Source organism: Endozoicomonas sp. YOMI1 (assembly GCF_024606345.1).
In the GTDB taxonomy this organism is placed as follows: Bacteria; Pseudomonadota; Gammaproteobacteria; order Pseudomonadales; family Endozoicomonadaceae; genus Endozoicomonas.
Genome location: NZ_JAHHPM010000540.1, coordinates 17040 through 34733, shown reverse-complemented (window position 1 = coordinate 34733; position 17694 = coordinate 17040). Strand labels below are relative to the sequence as shown.

The window sequence follows — 17694 nt, the reverse complement described above, 5'->3', positions numbered from 1 at the left end:
TTTCAGAAGCTTTCACTCTCTGTCACGAGACTGATAAAGCTGCCAGAAAACCTGTCAGCAGAGGCGCATCTTACTTCGCCGGTTTGATTTGTCAACCGGTTGTTTTTCGTTTATTTCCAAACAACCCATCTTCAAACCGTACTTCACGCTCAGCGATGAAGGTTCATGCTGCTGATCCTTGGGTGACCGTTTCCGGAGAGCCCGTCAAAGAGCGGCGTATTCTACTCAAACCAAATGTAATGACAAGTGTTTTTATTTCAGATTGATACAACAAAAAAATGCTTACATGAACCCGGGCGTCTTTTCGAAAATCACCAACTGTTCAGGTGTGGCTCTGCCATTCAACATGGCTTAATCTCTTGAAAGCGCATATTCATCATCTCTTGAAAGCGCATATTCATCGTTCATTATGCCCGGCTGAAATCAAATGCCAGCACATCCGCAATATCGCCTGTAGCGAGCATCAACATAAGAAGCCGGTCAATACCCATCGCTACGCCCGCACAGTCGGGCATTCCGTGAGCCAGTGCCGCCACCATGTGCTTATCATAGGGGTAGATGTCATAGCCTCGCTCCTGACGTTTTTGCTGTTCTTCTTCAAAGCGTTTCTTCTGTTCCTCTGCATCCAGCAGTTCATGGTAGCCATTGGCCAGCTCGACCCCGTTAACAAACAGCTCAAAGCGTGAAGCTACCGGATGCCCATCCCGATTGGTGGATAATCTGGCCAATGCTGACATGGTGGCCGGATAGTCATAGACAAAGTAGCCTTCCAACACTTCTGAATCTCCAGACCCAAGGTTCGGCTCAACAAATTTTGAGAACAGAAGATCCTGGCAGTCACTTCTTTCAAGCCCCTGAAGCTTGGCGTCCACCTTATCCCTGACCAGCTGGCTCAGCACTTCATCAGTCGCGATATACGGGTTTGCTCCCAGGTACTTTTCAAACAGCTCCCCGTAGCTGCATCGCCTGACCTCCCGGAAGTTGCAGACACTGCTCAGCAAATCGGCAACATCATCCATCAACCGCCGGTCATTCATACCAATGCGGTACCATTCCAGCATGGTAAATTCCGGATTATGACGCCCTCCGGCTTCACCATTTCTGAAGACCCGTCCCAGAGAGTAAATATCTCCACTGCCTGCTGCCAGCAGCCGCTTCATGGCAAACTCTGGCGAGGTGTGCAGGTAACAAAGCTGTGACTTGCCATGACCAATGGGACTGAACTCTGTGGCAAAGCTATCTATATAAACGTCCACAGTAGCGCTGCTAGAGAGCATCGGGGTTTCCACTTCCATGACTCCCCGGGCATCAAAATAAGCCCTTACCTGATGCAATAACCCCGCTCGCTCTCTAAGAGCCATCATGGATGCAGATGGGCACCATAGATCTTTGGACATAGGCCACTCCAGAGTAATAGTCATTATTTACGTTAAATGAATAGTGCCAGCAATTGTAGCGCTATAAAAAACAAACCCTGCCGGAGTGGCAGGGTTTGATGTGGATGACCAGGTAGCAATTACAGGTTCTCTACGTTATTGGGCAATTTCCCTTACAGTGAATACTGTTAATGGTAATAAATTACTTCACCCGACCAACATATTCGCCAGTACGGGTATCAATTTTCAGAACTTCGCCTTCAACAATAAACAGAGGCACCTTAACCACCGCGCCAGTGCTCAGCTTGGCCGGCTTGGAGCCGCCCTGGGCAGTATCGCCCTTCAGGCCCGGATCGGTTTCCACCACCTGCAGTTCCACAAAATTAGGCGCTGAAACCGAAAGAGGGGCACCATTATAAAGAGTAACCGAGTATACTCCCTGCTCTTTGAGCCAATCGATGGTGTCACCCACGGCTTCACGGCTGGCTGCATGTTGTTCGTAGGAACCGTCAGTCATCATGAAATGCCAGAATTCACCGTCGGTGTAGAGGTATTCCATATCCAGCTCCATAACGTCTGCCGCTTCCAGACTTTCGCCGGATTTGAAAGTACGTTCCCAGACGCGACCGGATATCAGGTTACGGAATTTAACCCGGTTGAATGCCTGACCTTTTCCGGGTTTTACAAATTCGTTCTCAATGATCGAGCAGGGATCGCCCTCAAGCATTACTTTAAGACCTGAACGAAACTCATTGGTACTATAACTAGCCATTGGACCTTACCAGGAGATCAAAAATCCCTATGATAACCCGTTCGGAGCCCAGTGTGCAGTCGAGGGCGCAGATAAGCACGCAGAAAATCGGCGATTTCGGCTGCTGGCAGGAGCAACTGGCAGGGGCCATCACCTCCCCGGAGCAGTTGCTGGCGATGCTGCAGCTGAGTCCGGGGCTATTATCACCGGCATTAAAAGCCTGTCAGGAATTTCCACTGAGAGTACCCCATGCCTATATCAACAGAATGGTGGCGGGGAATCCCGACGACCCTTTGCTGAGGCAGGTACTGCCTGTTGGCGAAGAGTGTGAACACATCGAGGGTTATGGCCTGGATCCGCTGGCTGAGCAGTCGCAGAATCCAACCGATGGTGTCATCCATAAATACCATGGCAGGCTGTTGCTGATCGTGGGCGGGGCCTGTGCGGTTAACTGCCGCTTCTGCTTTCGCCGACATTTCCCGTATCAGAATAACCGGCTGGACCGGGACAGCTGGAGCAATGCCATAGAGTACATTCGCTCTGATACCAGCATAAAGGAGGTGATTCTCAGTGGTGGAGACCCCTTGGCCAACAGTGACCGTCGGCTGGAAAAAATTGCTGTCGAGCTGAATGCTATTGATCATGTTGCCACACTGCGCATTCACACCCGATTGCCCGTTGTGATTCCTGACCGGGTAACCGATGAACTGATCAACTGGTTTGCCAAACAGCGCCTGCAGCCTGTGATGGTTATTCATGCCAACCATGCCAACGAGATCGATGACAGTGTTGGTCAAGCCATGTTCCGGCTCAAACAGGCTGGCGTGACACTATTGAACCAGGCCGTGTTGCTCAAGGGAGTTAATGATAGTGCTTCCGTTCTTATTCAACTTGGCGAAGCGTTGTTTAAAGCTGGGGTACTCCCTTACTACCTGCACCTGTTAGACCCGGTACATGGCGCAGCTCATTTTGATATACCGGACGTTAAAGCTACCCGCCTTCTAAAAGAGGTAATGGCTAACTGTCCGGGCTACCTAGTTCCCAGACTGGTTCGGGAAATTCCCGGCAGACCCGGCAAAACATGGATATCCTGACAATTTCAGAAACTGTCCTGAAATAACTTCCACATTTCTGATGTTATCCAGTAAAGAAAAAATCTTTTCCTCATGTGACTCCGTGCCTCCGTGGCAAAAAAGAGCAAGTTATTCAGGGGCAATTCCTTAACAAAAGTCAGGCATTGATCACACCGTTAGATAAAAACGATAAAACTTGCTGAAATACAGGGCTAGACTGGCATATTAGTATAAGTACAATTATCATAAGTAGAGTCCACTACTGGAAAAAACGGGTGGAATGCCACTAATAAACGACGTTATCACCCAGAAACGTGGCATTGTTTCAATAAAAAGATTGATAAAGAACCGTTACTGACAGGATGTCAGTGCCCTGATATTGGGATTAAAGAATGGAATCTTCAGATACTCCTTCACTGGATCTACCCAGCCGTAGCCTTAGCTCTCTTTCATTTTGTCCTGATGGGCCAGAGTCAAACAGCAATAAGCTGGAACAGTGGCTTAATGGACTGTCTCTCACTGATCATCAGCAAAGTGGAGAGCGCCTGGTTAACGCTCTGGATGAACTGGCCAGGCTTGACTGCCCCCCTGATGAGCTATTTGCGCTTGCAGAAGCCATCCGATCACCTTCACTTTCAACAGCAGCCAATAGCTATCAACGACACCTACAGCGATACATTACTTTTGAATCAAGTCAACAGGGCTGGTTTGATCTGTGCAAGCGCCTGTATATGGGGCTGGCAAACGTCTATAAAGCCGTGGTTCAGTGCTGTCTGGATAATAAAGAGCATACCAATATGCTCGCAGCTGCACTGCATCGGGCTATTTCGGAGAGTGCTGCAGCATATTTATTCCATTGTCTGCTTTATCGCCCCGCGCCTGAACGCCTGTGGCTTGAACTGCATACATTATACCAGCTTGCCAGAAGACATAATCATCAGGGCTTCCAACAGGAAGATCCTTATGCACCCAAATCCAGTCCCATGTCGTTGGAAAACCTCTATAAACGAGCCCTGATGCTGTCACGCAGTAATACCGATCAATTATCACCCAGTGAAATCCAACAGGTCTGGGAAATTTTAAGCCTCTGGATCAACCACGGCAAAATCCAGCCCGAGTCTGGCATAAAAACCTATTTTTCAGCACGCCTCAACTGTGACGAAGGCCTTGAATATGCATTACCGGAGCCTGATAAAGTGCATCCGGGCGTGATTGGTCTGAATATCAGAGTACTGACCACACACCTGGCAAAAATAAAAGAAGATCCCAAAGCGGCAAAAGTGTTGCCAACCGAATTGATCCAACATCTCCTATCAAGCTGGGGACCGATCCAAAAGCGATCCAGTCCACGCAGAGTCGCTTCGGACCAATGTGAAACCTGCTTTGGATTTACCGGGCTTCATTATCATCTCTCAGGTAAGCGGAGCTTTGAGGACATTATTGCCATTCATTCTGACGCTGCTGGCAAGAGTAACTTCTCAGAGCAGTCTGATGATGTCTGGTCACAGGCTCATGACGCTGAAATCAGAGATGAAGATAAGCAAAGCAGCCCTTCAGCTGGCGAAATAATTACCTTTAATACTGAAGAGACCCTGGATGATAAGTACCTCTCTGCATTGCAAGCCAAGATCATCAACAGCAGCCACACCGGGTTCTGCCTGAAAATCAACAGCAAGTTACCCAAACAGTTTCATGCCGGTGAACTTATTGGCATCCGTCAAAATAACGAGTCGCCATGGACCCTTTACAGTGTGCGCTGGTTGGGTATTTCAGGGCAGAATGAAGTAACTTTTGGTGTCAATCTTATCACCACATCAATAGAGCCAGTGGCCATATCATTGATACACAAAACTCAGGAAGCAAGCCACTTCCAGAGATCACTGATGTTAACTGACCCCAACGAGGCCTCTCTGATCATACCCAGTCTGTCCGGCAGGGAGGGTGCTAAATTTGAGTTGATTCAAAATGATACTCTGCTGAAAGGTCAACTCATGAGCTGCATTAATACAACACCAACCTGGAGCCAGTACCAATTTAAGCTGTTTGGATAAGAGCTTTCATTATTCCTGATATCGGTAATCAAGTTCCCGGTGCCTGTCACAATTCCGTGGAGGTGCCCTATAATCTCCATACAGAGATCTATTGTGCGGATGGCTGAGGAACGTCTTTGCCGCTATTCCAAAACGGAAGAACTCGATGAGAAAGCCAGGGATGGCGATGTACAGGCAATGATCCGTCAGGCACTGTCACAGGATTCATTCCGTCTGATGTTCCAGCCTGTCATCAACATCACCGGTTCAGAAGAAAAGCAGTATGAAGTCTTCCTGCGCTTTCACACTTAACAGGGTGAGGTGGTTGAAGCCAGCACGTTGCATGGCAGCGGCAGAATCATCAAGCCTGATGCCGCACATTGATCGCTGGGTTCTTCGTCAATGTGTGCGCCAGTTGGCACAGGTCCATAAACAGGGACAAACCGTTCGGTTGCTGATTCACCTGAGTCACCTGTCCATCCAGGGAACCGAGTTAGCCCAATATCTTTCCGGCCTGTTGAAAGCAACAGAGCTGCCGCCCGACAGTATTGTACTGCAATTGCCAGAGTCCATAGTGCTACAACAGCTGAAACGTATTGTGGATTTTTCTGAAGCTATTCACAATATTGGCTGCCAGCTTGCCATTACCCGATTTCAGGGTGACTCACGTTCCATGAAGATGCTGAAGCATCTTGATATCCAGTTTGTTCGCCTGGACGGCAGCTTCACCAGCAGGTTGGAAGAAAACAGTGATGAGGACATCATCAAAATGCTGGATATCCTCAAAGAACATAATATTCGCAGTATTGTGCCAAAGGTAGAAAGTACCCAGACACTGGCTCACTTATGGCGGATGGGCGTTGATTATGCACAGGGGTATTATATTCAGGGGCCAATAGAAACGATGGACTTTGACTTTGTCTGAAAGAAATAATTAACGGCAGACAGGGCGTGTAACAGCTCTGTCTGGTTTAAGCGGGCAATTTCTGACCATTCTTCTATATTTATCTTTCGAATAAGAATGCTAAGGATTTTATTCGTTATGATTCTTCGCTCTCACAAACGACCTCATACAGGCGCAGAGGCCTTTTTTTCTGCGCATTCTTTATCCGATGTGTCCATCAAGGGGAAAAAGATAAGAAAGAATAATAACCAGGACAAACCTGGTAAGACTTGCTTATCCACAATGGATAACCCAATCACTAAAGTGACTCCATCAGGGAATAAACAGAGAACTATTTCGTTAAGACCATCGACGGCCAAGTTACTCCAGTCCCCCCCCCAGGTGACCAACAGAAAAGAAACCAATCCCATAATTCAGAACAAAGAACAGCCTGTTTGTTATAAATGCCAGAAAATTAGTGCGCCTAATATTCGTGGTTCTCAGGAAACGATCATGACCGGTTATATTGACCCGGCATTAATCGAAGGCATTAATCGTGAAATAGAGGCAATGGGCTTCCCACACCACAAAAAAATAACTCGACAAGGGAATGCTACAGTCAATCTCCTTCCCAGATGGGAATCCTATCTGGCAAAACAACCGAGTTCACAAGCCACGTATATGTGTCACGGTGATGCCGGGCTTATACGCTCATGGGAAATCCCAATGCCAGCAGAAGAACCGGACCGGGAAATATTGGCTGCCAGCCATGAAACCATTATTACTCTGGTGAATGATCTTCACACCCACAACCCTGACATTAAACACTATTTTGGCCAGAATGCCCTGCGCCTGACTTCTATCAATTTTTATTATCACCAATCTGAAAACCCTGAAAATAACTCCCTGCCACAATCGAATCACTGTCTTGGCTGGCATGTGGATAAGGGCAAGGTAGGCCAGCTGGTGGCTTGTATCAATCTGGCAGGTAAACGAACGTTAACAATACGACACAATGATAAGCTGGTAACCATTGAATCTAATGAACCCGGCCATTTCTACTTAATGGATGCAACCCAGTTCGAGCACGCCGTACAATTAATCGACGCTGACAATAGTATGGCACTTATTCTCAGATCACCTTATCCGGAGCTTCCCCAGGGCTCTGCTACCTCTGATTTCTTTGCCAATACCGATATATTTCTACCCACTGCAAAATCAATTATCAGAGCTTAAGCAATAAGCCTTTATCAGGAATATCTTGTTCATCATGGGTCACCATAAGAGCAGGAATACTTCGGCTCTGAATCTGTTGAAAGACGAAGTGCCGAAAGCTGCTTCTCAGAGATGCCTCCAACTTGGAAAAAGGCTCATCCAGCAGCAGGGCTTTGGGTTCGGATAACAAAGTTCGCATCAGGCTGATTCTTGCTTTTATGAATGGATTCAGCTCAAAAAAGCCTGACATCCCGCAGTCAGCCAGCGCCTGCTCGACGCTTTCCCGGCGCTGGGATTTCCGGTAGTGTACAGGTAACGCAAAGGCCAGATTCTCCCCCACCGTCATATGGGGAAACAACAAATGATCCTGAAACTGCAGGCCTACCTGTCGTTTATAGGGAGGCAGGTTATTGAGCACTACCCCGTCTAAAGTCACTTGTCCTGAGAAACCAAAACTGTTTGGCAACGTCCCGCAAATCAGATTTAACAAACTGCTTTTGCCGCAACCCCCGGGTACCAGTACCGAAAGCACTTCACCAGCGTCCACACAACAGCAGATTTTATCCAAAAGCTTCTGGCCATTCAGCGTGATATCATTTTGATCAAGAATCAGGCTCAAGAGTTGAGTCTCCTGGCAAAACGTCCACTTCTAATTGTCCAATAGCTCAGGAAAAAAGCCATAGCATAAGCAATTGTCGGAGGGTTTGCAGGCCCAATAACCAGTGCCACATCCACCACAGAGATTGCGAACGCCAATACGTTATACACTGGCAAACGAATCATCGGATAAAGGCGCGGCCATATCAGCTTAAGCCAGATAACACCTGGCTGATATCCCAGGCTGCCTCCCAATTTCAGCGTATCAGCGACAGGTAACTGCACGACAGACGCAGCCATCATAAACATCAAAAAAGGTGTTTCTTTAATAATCAGAATAAGTATCAGACTTATGCCGTATTGGTCCTGAATGGTCTACCAGTCAGGGGGGAAACTCCACCCGGCAAAAACAGCAATAAGCCGGACCAGCAAACCACTGGGCATCAACACAAACATGACCCCAAAAGCCAGTGCCACATGGGGCACAGCCATCAAGGGTGCCAACCACCGCTGAACCTTATGCCAAAGGGGCGTTCCCCAGGTGCAACAGATGACACCAAAAGCAAGGAACAGGGATAGCAGAGTGGATGAAACAGAGGTCCAGAGACTGAGCAACAGCATCTCGATAAGCGCAGGTGTTTCCAGCAGCATTTGCCAGGCAGAGAGGCTAAATGTGTCAAACCCCAAAATCGGCATATACCCAAAGGCAGGCAGCATAATACTGCCCAACCCGGCCAGGACCGGAAATAAAAACAGCGCCACCAACCCTAAAGCCAGCAACCATGAAACAGACCTGACAGATACTTGCTTTTCACACTTTATCAACAAACTCACTGGCGATGACTTGCCTTCCAGGCATCCTCAAGTTCAGCGACCCAGGAGCTATGAGGCTCCGGAAGCACTTTACCTAACGCTTCAGGAGACAGGGTTGCCGGTCCCAGGGGCAAACTCGAAAAGCGTTTGCGTTCAATACCCTTTAACTGGCTCATGCTGAGCACCGTAGGGTCTCCCCACACATACGGGTTAGCTTTGTGTGCCTGGGCCTCCGGTGATAGCAGAAAATTAATGACGACCTGTGCTGCCACTGTTGAATCACTGTTAAAAGGAATCGCCAGAAAATGGGTGTTTCCCAGTGTACCCACATCATGAACATAGGTTCTCACCGTTTCTGGCAACTCTCCACTGGCAATAGCAGAGCTGGCATAGGCTGGATTAAAGGTCATTGAGAGTAAAATTTCACCGTCATCCAGCATGGGTGTCAGCGCCAGATTATTGGCTGGAAACGTCTCGCCCTCTCGCCACAATAACGGGTGAAGTTCATCAAGATATCACCATAAAGGGGAGGTTACCGCATCGAAATCCGCCTCAGAAACGGGCTTTAACAGCACAACGGGTTTTGGTGTCAACTCACTCAACAATTGCTTCAGAAACGTCGTACCCACAAAATCGGGCGGCAAGGGGGACGTCACACGCCCTTTATGCTTTCTGACAAACTCAAGAAGTTCTGAGGCATTGGCTGGCGGGACTGTTTCTTTTCGGGAAAACGTATCGGTATCATAAATAAACACCAGTTGCGCCATACCCCAGGGCGCTTCAAGGCCATCAACAGGCTCCCCAAAGTCGAGCACCGTGGAGGGGTTCTCTTGCGGGTCCACTCCCTTGAACGAGGGTAAGTCCCGGACAAAAGGGCCAAACAACAGCCCGTTTTGCTTCATGGAACGGAAGTTTTCACCATTAATCCATACCAGATCAATGGTGCCATTACTGTTTCGTCCGGCTGTTTTTTCCGTAAGTACACGACTAACGACGTTTTACGTATCACTGACTTTGACATGTTTTAGTGCAATACCGTAGCGCTTGTCTACCTGATCGGTAGCCCAGTCAATATAATCATTGATCTGTTCACTCCCCCCCAGGCATTGAAATAAACCGTCTGCCCTTTCGATTGCTCAACTATTTTCTGGGGCGTAGCTTCGGGCATCTTTTTTGCCTCGGTAGCACTGGCAATGCTGATAAAAGCGACGGTAGCCATGACCAAAGCGGTTGTGGCTTGCTCCATGTCCTTAGGGTGTTCATATTACTTTTCATATCAAAAGCCAGACTCTGTCGTTAATTGGCAATAATGGTTACCGTCTTCATCGATGGCCAGCGTCACAACCATTGGACGACAGCACACCTGACAATCTTCAGTGTAAAGCAATGATTCATCCGTTTCCGTAAAACCCGCATCCAACAGCAATTCGATTGGCTCTCCACAATACGGGCAATGATCCTGCCAGCTTATCCACTCATCCATCGCGAACACCTTTTCTCAGTCAGGGGGTATTAAGGAACTGTCCTGAATTAACTTCCAGATTTCCGATACTATCCAGTCAAGAAATAACTTTGCCACAGAGACACGGAATCACGGAGGAATAGATTTTTTCTGTTCTCGGTACCTCCGTGGCAAAAAAGGAAGTTATTCAGGGACAATTACCAAGCGACTCCAGATCTTTCTGACTAAAGCCCAACAGATAAAGGATACTGTCCAGCCCCAAGGTTGAAATTGACTGCCGCGCAGTTTGCTTCACCATCGGCTTGGCCCGAAAGGCAATTCCCAGCCCGGCCACACTGAGCATTGGCAGATCATTGGCACCATCACCCACAGCAATAACCTGATTCAGGGAAATGCCCTCTTCAGCCGCAATCTGCTTCAGTAATGTGGCTTTTCGTTCACCATTAACAATGTCGCCTTTCACCTGGCCGGTAACCTTGCCACCCACCAGGTCCAGTTCATTGGCGTGGATATGGTCTATGCCCAGTTTTTCCTGAAGATATCGGGCAAAATAGGTAAACCCACCCGATAAAATAGCCGTACGATAACCCAGTAAACGGAGGGTACGAATCAACGTTTCTGCACCTTCGGTTAACGGCAGATGTCTGGCAATACCGGCCAGCACAGACTCATCCAGCCCCTTTAGCATCGCCAGACGTTCACGAAAGCTGTCATTAAAATCCAGCTCACCCTGCATGGCTCTTTCAGTGATCTTTGCTACCTGATCACCCACACCTGCGGCCTCCGCAAGCAGGTCGATAACTTCCGCCTCAATCAGGGTGGAGTCCATATCAAAGACAACCAGCCGACAGTTACGCCGATAAACACTGTCTTCCTGAAATGCTACATCAGCATCCAAGTCAGCGGTAAGATTGAGAAAGTCAGCCCTTAGCTTTTCCTGATCAGGAGCCGTACCCCAGACCGAAAACTCCAGGCATGATGAACGATGGCTGTCTTTTTTATCCGTCTTTTTATCATTGCGCAGCGATCGCCGACCGGAAAGGCGGGAAATATGGTCAATATTCAGTCCATGAGCGGCCGTAATACCAGACACCCTGGCGATTTGCTCCGCTGTGACATTACGGGATAACAGCGTCAATATATAACGATTCCTGCCTTGTTCAGAGACCCAGTGCTCGTATTCATCTTCGACTACCGGTTGATAACTGAACTGCAAATCACTTTCATGGAAATGGAAAAGAAGATCTTTCAGTATTCTATTGGCAAGAGCAGAATCACCGCCTGAAGCCTGGTCTGGAAGACGAACAAGAATTCCCCAGGCCAGGGCATCGTGAATCACCGACTGACCAATATCCAGAATTTCCAGACCGTAGTCGGCCATAATAGAGGTGATGGATGAGGTGAGTCCCGGCTGGTCCCGGCCAGTCACATTAATCTGTATTATATCGCTCACTTGCTTCTGCACGTGCGTAATTGTTTTCATAATCACTAATTTATTGATAAATAAGTTATTTTTTAGCCATCAAAATGTGTACTTTTGTTCATATTGTCGCTGATGTTTTTATCGAGTGGGGACAAAATTGGGGACAGGAATAATGACACCAGGTAACCATTTCTGCTACACATACTGAAAGAAAAAACAAAATAAATCGGACGTAACAACATGAAGACCTCATAAAAGAACTCACTGCAAAGAGTTCTTAACGGCAGCGCTTTCAAACTCCAAAAAACAGGCAGACGACAATCTGTTTATAAGAATATCAGGTTCCGGTTCCGTTACCTAAATGATAGTACCTGAATGAGAACCCTGAGAAGCCTTCATTTTCAAGGAGCTAAGCAGATAGTTGCTCTGCAAGACCTGAACTACCTGAACTCGGCTTTTCTCAACCAAAAAAACTCTGTTGCAAATTGTGTATTCAAAAAAAATCCGTTCATAATTCTTGTTTTAAGGAATTTTCTCTGTTGCTTGTTGTCCTAACTGCAGTCTTAAATCCTAAAGTAGGCAAAAGTGATGGATAGTGTTATGAATAGTGTCGGTGGCAACGCAGCAGATTTCTCCTTTTGTCATATCTGTAAGGATGACGACGGGCATAACAGAGGACAACTTGACGGGCGTTCACTGGTCAAAACCTCCTGCAACCCGGAATGCACCACCAAAAAGATTGACGATGAACAGCAGAAGTTAACAAGTCTTGACCAACGCGAATGTGATCACCATGGTGAGATACCTCTGCTCATTGCTGACCGGCAGCGCCACACCGATTACTTGCAAATGCTGACCGAGGCCGGGGGGGATATCAGTAACGTAATGACCACCGCTGCCCAAGAGGGCAAAGCAGAGTCTGAAATCTCGCTTCCTCGCTGTTTTGCTCAGCCGAATACTGACACGCCTGATGACACATCAAGTGCAGCAGCATGTTTTGAGGGTAAGTCTGTTTCAAATAAGTATCTCTCCGAGACGCTTGTCACAACGGCAGGGATCGATGAGGAGGCCGCTCCTGAATCATCCTTGATGACCCGGATGATGAATACGCTATCCAGGTTGTCTATTATCACCAGCCCCAGTCATGAAAAAACTCAATCATTGCAAGAGCGGGAAGCCACCACGCTTGCACAACTCGAAGCGATCATGACCGGGGAAGCTTTTAAAGACTTTCAAGAAAAAAGAGGCAAAACAACGAGCAAAGGATTTCCTGAAACGTTTTTTGGCATGTGGTATAACCAGAACAAATCCAACCCTGATCTACAGCAAATCCTGACCGAACAAAAAGATACCGATGCCGTGAAGGCATTAAAGAGCCAGATCGTTCAATATGAAATGGGGGCACTGGAGCAGCTGAAAAGCATGCAGGATCGGCGCAGAACGGGCTCCCATAACGAGAATATTCCCCAGTGCCTCAAACTGAAAGCAAAAGATCTGTTTGACAAACATAATAACTACCTGATCCCAAATCCTAAATTGGAGGTTAATGATGATGAAATAGAAGAGGTTTTAGGGTGGTATTGCCAGGGAATGGAAGTACGACAAGTATTGGGGTATCATGTACGCTGCAACACAACCTTGGAAAACACTTACTACTCGGAAACAGAAATCGCCCGTAAACTGGGAAAATTCGTGGCTGTACGAGAGCAGCGGGCAGTGGATGCACTGAAAAAACTGATGCCCGACGAAGCCTTTAAGGTATTCCAGGCATTTATGGAAGAAAAATCGACAATAGAACTGAAAATCAAATCCGGTAATCCTCTGGTAGACTGGTATAATTCATGCGCAGACAATGACTCTGAATTCCTAAAGCCGTGGTGGAACGATTTTTTGAAGACAAAAGCCTGGGAAACGTATCGCACTTTTTTAGCTAAGTATGAAAACCATGCTAAACAAAAATTCAAAGAAATCATGGGAGAAGATGTTTATAGTGCCTGCTATCTTCAGCTGCCTCATTTGCTTCCCCGGGATCTATCGGCCAAAAACAATAATGCACCAATTGATTACCATCCTCGTGAATCATCCTTTTTCAACAATAGTCTGGAAGTAGTAAAAAGCTGGATTAAGAGTCTCTCTGATGACCAATTGCAGCAACTGTCCAAGGGCGAGGCCAGGAACTCCTATAACATGGATTGGCTAAAGATCGTCACGCGGTTATTTGGCGAAGAGTGCTACCGCAGAGTCGTCGTGGATGTCCCCGCTCCGGTGGACAGTTCAGGGTGACTTCCATCCCTGGCCTGCCTTCTAAAGTGAGCAATAATAAAATAGCGGAACTTTAGTGTTAAAAGCCAGGGAGTGGCCGCCCTGTATACTGAAACTCTGGTCAGATCCTCGATTTTTAACAAATTTTATCGTTTATCGTGCCAAACTCTCATGAAAGACAACGCCGGTCATGAGAATTTGTCATCTGATTTTTCCCGGTCACTCCGCACGATGAAAATGCCACACGGTCATAGTAAAGGGTGGTTCGTGCCTGACTCGGGGATTTTCACGGCAAAATTGAGCTAAACAGATAGCTGCTCTGCAAGACCTGAATACTTGGGAGGCTTTTCTCAACCAAGGATCTTCTGTTTGTAATTCATGTTTACTAATTAAACGACTAAAACTATCTATTCAAAAACGCCTCGTCCAAAGTTCTGTTTCATCGAATTTTCTCTGCTGATTGTTGCCCTACCCACAGTCTTGAGTCATAAAGTAGGCTAAAGTGATGGATGGCGTCAGGGGCAACGCGGCAGACTTATTCTTTAATTGTTCTATCTGTATGGGGGATGACGGGTATATCGGACAAGTTGGTGGGCGTTCGCTGGTCAAAACCTCTTGCCCTGCATCCGATGTTTTTCACCTGAAATGCATTACCGAATGGCTTGACAGTGAACAAGAGTCGGTAAGAAGTCTTAACCAACGCCAATGTGCATGCAGGCAACCGGCACTGCCATTGATCATTGATTCGTATGAACGGTATGAAACCACTTGACGACGAATCACCTTATTGTGAAACCATGATGTTTAATGCCTGCCGTACCGGAGATCTGGAAACACTAAAAATGCTGCTGCGACAAGACGAGACTTTGGCAAATCGGACTTACCATTCGGTGCTAACCGGTCATCCTGAATACCCGTTAGCTGTCGCCATAAAGAACGAACATACTGATTTAGTCCGGTTCCTGATCGGCTGCGGTGCCGATGTCAATGCCGCCGATCAGGATGGTGAGACATCCCTGCACATTGCTGACCGGCTGCACCGCACCGAGGACTTCCAAATGCTGATCAGGGCTGGGGCGAATATCAATAACGTACTGCGCACCGCCGTGCTGGAAGGCAATGCTGCACTCCTTAGATACCTGATCAGCAATCAACCCAGCCAACTTGCCCTTAATAACGCCCTGCGCGAAGCCGCCGAACGGGGGCAAACGCAGTGCCTTAAACCCCTGATGACAGCGGGAGCTAACGATCTTAACGGTGCCCTGTGCGCTGCCGCCGAGCGAGGGCATACGGAGTGCCTTGAAATTCTGATCACAGAGGAAGCGAACGACCTTAACGGTGCATTGTACATTGCTGTTCTGACGGAAAACATCAAGGGCCGGGGCGTTCTGCTCCAACAAGGAGCAAATGTTACTACCGTAGTGCACACTGCTACCAGAGAAGGTTCTTGGTAATTTTTCAATCACCTGAACGGCCCGAGATACATCAATAAACCCCGATGGGGAAGGTCAAACGCCGCTGCATATCACCGCTGCCAACGGGCATAGCAGATGCCTGGAAAAGCTGCTTGAAACCGAGGGAGTGAATGTTAATGCTGCCAATAAAACAGGCGAAACAGCTGTGCACCTGGCCGTTTATAACGGCCACGTCGGATGCCTGAATCAGCTGATTAAAAAGGGGGCGAATTTGGATGCCACCAATAAGTACGGCGAAACAGCCTTGCATCTTGATTGTCTAAAACCTCCACCTCATACTGCGCCAAACTCAGCGCGATGCCTTTGCCCCCTGTCTGAATAAATACCTTTTCCCCAATACTCACAGACTCCCCTTTACCGTAATAACGACCATCATCGTTCAAAACCTCTTAACCGAAATCCTACTTTTTCCACCTGAAATGCATCACCCATGTCGAAAATTTTCACAGAGGCATCGCCAGGGAAATAGGTTTTGTCTGGTATCATCCTGCCATTGCGACAAGTATGGAGCACCTTGTCTCCACTTGTTTTTTAGCCTGGCTCTTCCCCGGGAAGGCTGTCAGAATTTACTCATGGACAGTAACAGCTATTGATAATTCATCTCGATCATTGGCCTTCCTCTCAGGAGCTTAACTTTTGAACAAGCGTATTTTCACGCCAGATATTTTTACGTGGTTCACATCCCGCTTTTCCATCCGTACGCAGTTAATGGTCATCTTTTGTCTACTGATGGCCACCCTGACAATTGGGATGTCGCTGGTCATCAGCAATGAGATTGACTCATCAAGCCAGCACCAGGCTGACAGTATCGGTCAATTATTGAGTGAACAGACGGCCAGTGCCGCGACAGATATGCTGGTCACCGGAGACAGGCTTAGCCTTAATGTTCTGCTCAGTCAGCTGGTGCAGAACCCTTATGTTGCTGAAGCCAGTATCTACAGCATCGATAACCAGAGAATTGCCAAAGCCATTGCCAAAACGGCGGATGAAGGCATCAGACATCCGGTTTATTCATCGCCCATTCATTACCAGGATGTCATTGCCGGTTACGCGCGCTTATCACTCAACGAAGATCTGCTAAGCCAGAAACCCAAAGAAGCCCTGCTCGTGATTATTGCTATTAGCTTGATACTACTGCTGGCCGGGCTGATTTTTCTGCAACTCTATGCCTCCAGCCTGGCGACCCAGCTACGACTTATTGAACGACAGCTACGTTCCATTCTGCCCACAGGGAACCCAATCCCGCCAATGACTGGAGAAATCACCAGACTTTCTGCCTTTGCCGAGCAGCAGTTGCTTGAAAAGAACATGGCGGGGCCAGAAGAGAACGTCGAAGAGCAGCAGGAAACGGCGATGATTGCCGTGATCAAAGTCAAAAACCTGGGCAGACTTCAGCAATTGCTGGCCCCCAGAGACTTGCAGGATATTCTCCGCACTCACAGCCAGATCATCAGTGAAGCCGCGGATTATTATGATGGCGAGGTAACCTACACGCCAGAAGGGAATGCCTATCTGCGGTTTTCCAGCAAAGAGAGCCCAACATTTACCTCAGATGCATTATTCTGCTGCCTGATGATCGAAGCACTGGTTGAAAAAGCCGGAGCAATCAATATTGCCAAAACACATATTGGTATTGGCCTCAGCGTCAGTGATCAACAGGCAGAGTTCCCGGAAGAGCAACACCCGGCTCTGGGGGACAGTGCTGCCAGCCAGGCACTGACCCTGGCTAACCTGCCAGAGATGGATGGTATTTATATGCGCCGGTCAGAAGCCAGCTGGCTTCCCTCAGACCTTCCGGATTTTGCCGCCCTGGACAGTGAAGTCATCAACATCAAAGGTATCAAAAACGAGCAGGCCAATGAGCTGAGAGGCCAGATTTTTGAGATGTTATCCATTCTGGACTTGGGCAAATAATAACCAGTAGATTATCTAAACCCTCTTGGCTGTCTGGAGTTGCAACACAAGATTACGCACCAGACACTCAGCACAAACAATGGGGATTGAGCAAATGCTATTGGTAAAACCGGGATTGCCAATATTTTGAGGCAAGATTGATTCTCACCTGCTACGATTATCAGACGCGGGGATGTGATTGCCTGAAAAAATGAATTATGAATTATGAATTATGAATTCTGTGACTGATTTAGGGTCTGTTCAATCAGCTTCTGTTTCGAAAGAAAATTTACTGAGTTCGGAACCCAAAAATGAAATAGCCCGCTGTTATGGCAGGGGAGTTTCTATGTTGCCGTCTGTTCGCACTTTTTGTTGTAAAAGAGAGCCAATCCCTACTCATATTGACAGCCCTGTATACAAGCCAACAACCGTCGCAATAAT

At 47.6% G+C, this 17694-nt stretch carries 18 protein-coding genes and 2 pseudogenes; 11 read left to right on the top strand and 9 right to left on the bottom strand.

What is annotated here, in order from left to right:
* On the top strand, nt 1-266 hold a 266-nt coding region (locus tag KDK15_RS19270), incomplete at its 5' end, for a hypothetical protein (RefSeq protein WP_257297021.1).
* A gap of 141 nt (nt 267-407) precedes the next feature.
* Here the strand turns inward: KDK15_RS19270 and epmA are convergent.
* Both epmA and efp read right to left on the bottom strand, forming a co-directional pair.
* A complete protein-coding gene (gene epmA, locus KDK15_RS19265) occupies nt 408-1397 on the bottom strand; it encodes an EF-P lysine aminoacylase EpmA (protein ID WP_257297020.1) in 990 nt (329 codons plus the stop codon).
* 181 nt (nt 1398-1578) lie between these two features.
* Entirely contained in the window at nt 1579-2148 is a 570-nt protein-coding gene (efp, locus tag KDK15_RS19260) for an elongation factor P (RefSeq protein WP_257297019.1), read from the bottom strand.
* Between the two features lie 29 nt (nt 2149-2177).
* Here efp and epmB point away from each other — a divergent pair, with 29 nt between their 5' ends.
* The 5 genes from epmB (at nt 2178) to KDK15_RS19235 (ending at nt 7349) form a co-directional block, all read left to right on the top strand.
* On the top strand, nt 2178-3221 hold the full coding sequence (epmB, locus tag KDK15_RS19255; protein ID WP_257297018.1) for an EF-P beta-lysylation protein EpmB: 1044 nt from the start codon (nt 2178-2180) through the stop codon (nt 3219-3221).
* A gap of 371 nt (nt 3222-3592) precedes the next feature.
* Nucleotides 3593-5251 (top strand): hypothetical protein, encoded by a 1659-nt coding sequence (locus KDK15_RS19250; RefSeq protein ID WP_257297017.1) that lies wholly within the window; start codon nt 3593-3595, stop codon nt 5249-5251.
* A gap of 99 nt (nt 5252-5350) precedes the next feature.
* On the top strand, nt 5351-5542 hold the full coding sequence (locus tag KDK15_RS19245; RefSeq protein ID WP_257297016.1) for an EAL domain-containing protein: 192 nt from the start codon (nt 5351-5353) through the stop codon (nt 5540-5542).
* A gap of 13 nt (nt 5543-5555) precedes the next feature.
* A complete protein-coding gene (locus tag KDK15_RS19240; protein WP_257297015.1) occupies nt 5556-6155 on the top strand; it encodes an EAL domain-containing protein in 600 nt (199 codons plus the stop codon).
* Between the two features lie 117 nt (nt 6156-6272).
* On the top strand, nt 6273-7349 hold the full coding sequence (locus KDK15_RS19235) for a hypothetical protein (protein ID WP_257297014.1): 1077 nt from the start codon (nt 6273-6275) through the stop codon (nt 7347-7349).
* Here KDK15_RS19235 and KDK15_RS19230 read toward each other — a convergent pair.
* The 6 genes and pseudogenes from KDK15_RS19230 to serB form a co-directional block, all read right to left on the bottom strand.
* Nucleotides 7339-7947, bottom strand: coding sequence for an ATP-binding cassette domain-containing protein (locus KDK15_RS19230; RefSeq protein ID WP_257297013.1), 609 nt, complete (start codon nt 7945-7947; stop codon nt 7339-7341). The genes KDK15_RS19235 and KDK15_RS19230 overlap by 11 nt on opposite strands.
* Before the next feature lie 353 nt (nt 7948-8300).
* Nucleotides 8301-8759, bottom strand: a complete 459-nt coding sequence (locus KDK15_RS19225) for a hypothetical protein (RefSeq protein WP_257297012.1) — start codon at nt 8757-8759, stop codon at nt 8301-8303.
* Nucleotides 8756-9673, bottom strand: a pseudogene (locus KDK15_RS21080) (ABC transporter substrate-binding protein). Before KDK15_RS21080 ends, KDK15_RS19225 begins: the two are co-directional and overlap by 4 nt.
* A 113-nt stretch (nt 9674-9786) precedes the next feature.
* Nucleotides 9787-9984 carry a hypothetical protein gene (locus KDK15_RS19210; protein WP_257297009.1) on the bottom strand — a complete coding sequence of 66 codons (198 nt, stop codon included), beginning with the start codon at nt 9982-9984 and terminating at the stop codon, nt 9787-9789.
* Between the two features lie 30 nt (nt 9985-10014).
* Nucleotides 10015-10221 carry a CPXCG motif-containing cysteine-rich protein gene (locus KDK15_RS19205; protein ID WP_257297008.1) on the bottom strand — a complete coding sequence of 69 codons (207 nt, stop codon included), beginning with the start codon at nt 10219-10221 and terminating at the stop codon, nt 10015-10017.
* 166 nt (nt 10222-10387) lie between these two features.
* The gene (serB, locus tag KDK15_RS19200; RefSeq protein ID WP_257297007.1) at nt 10388-11653 is read right to left on the bottom strand and encodes a phosphoserine phosphatase SerB; all 1266 of its coding nucleotides are present in this window, start codon (nt 11651-11653) and stop codon (nt 10388-10390) included.
* 570 nt (nt 11654-12223) lie between these two features.
* Here serB and KDK15_RS19195 point away from each other — a divergent pair.
* The 4 genes and pseudogenes from KDK15_RS19195 to KDK15_RS21630 form a co-directional block, all read left to right on the top strand.
* On the top strand, nt 12224-13906 hold the full coding sequence (locus KDK15_RS19195) for a hypothetical protein (protein WP_257297006.1): 1683 nt from the start codon (nt 12224-12226) through the stop codon (nt 13904-13906).
* A 484-nt stretch (nt 13907-14390) separates the two neighbouring features.
* Nucleotides 14391-14657: a hypothetical protein gene (locus tag KDK15_RS19190; RefSeq protein ID WP_257297005.1), complete on the top strand. Its 267-nt coding sequence runs from the start codon at nt 14391-14393 to the stop codon at nt 14655-14657.
* Nucleotides 14644-15339 (top strand): ankyrin repeat domain-containing protein, encoded by a 696-nt coding sequence (locus KDK15_RS19185; RefSeq protein WP_257297004.1) that lies wholly within the window; start codon nt 14644-14646, stop codon nt 15337-15339. Before KDK15_RS19190 ends, KDK15_RS19185 begins: the two co-directional genes overlap by 14 nt.
* A gap of 34 nt (nt 15340-15373) precedes the next feature.
* Nucleotides 15374-15553, top strand: a pseudogene (locus KDK15_RS21630) (ankyrin repeat domain-containing protein); the annotation flags it as partial.
* Nucleotide 15554: 1 nt separating this feature from the next.
* Here KDK15_RS21630 and KDK15_RS19180 read toward each other — a convergent pair.
* Nucleotides 15555-15743: a DUF1668 domain-containing protein gene (locus KDK15_RS19180; protein WP_257297003.1), complete on the bottom strand. Its 189-nt coding sequence runs from the start codon at nt 15741-15743 to the stop codon at nt 15555-15557.
* A 253-nt stretch (nt 15744-15996) separates the two neighbouring features.
* On the opposite strand from KDK15_RS19180, the gene KDK15_RS19175 reads away from it, so the two are divergent.
* Nucleotides 15997-17274, top strand: a complete 1278-nt coding sequence (locus KDK15_RS19175) for an AhpA/YtjB family protein (RefSeq protein WP_257297002.1) — start codon at nt 15997-15999, stop codon at nt 17272-17274.
* Nucleotides 17275-17694: the final 420 nt, after the last annotated feature.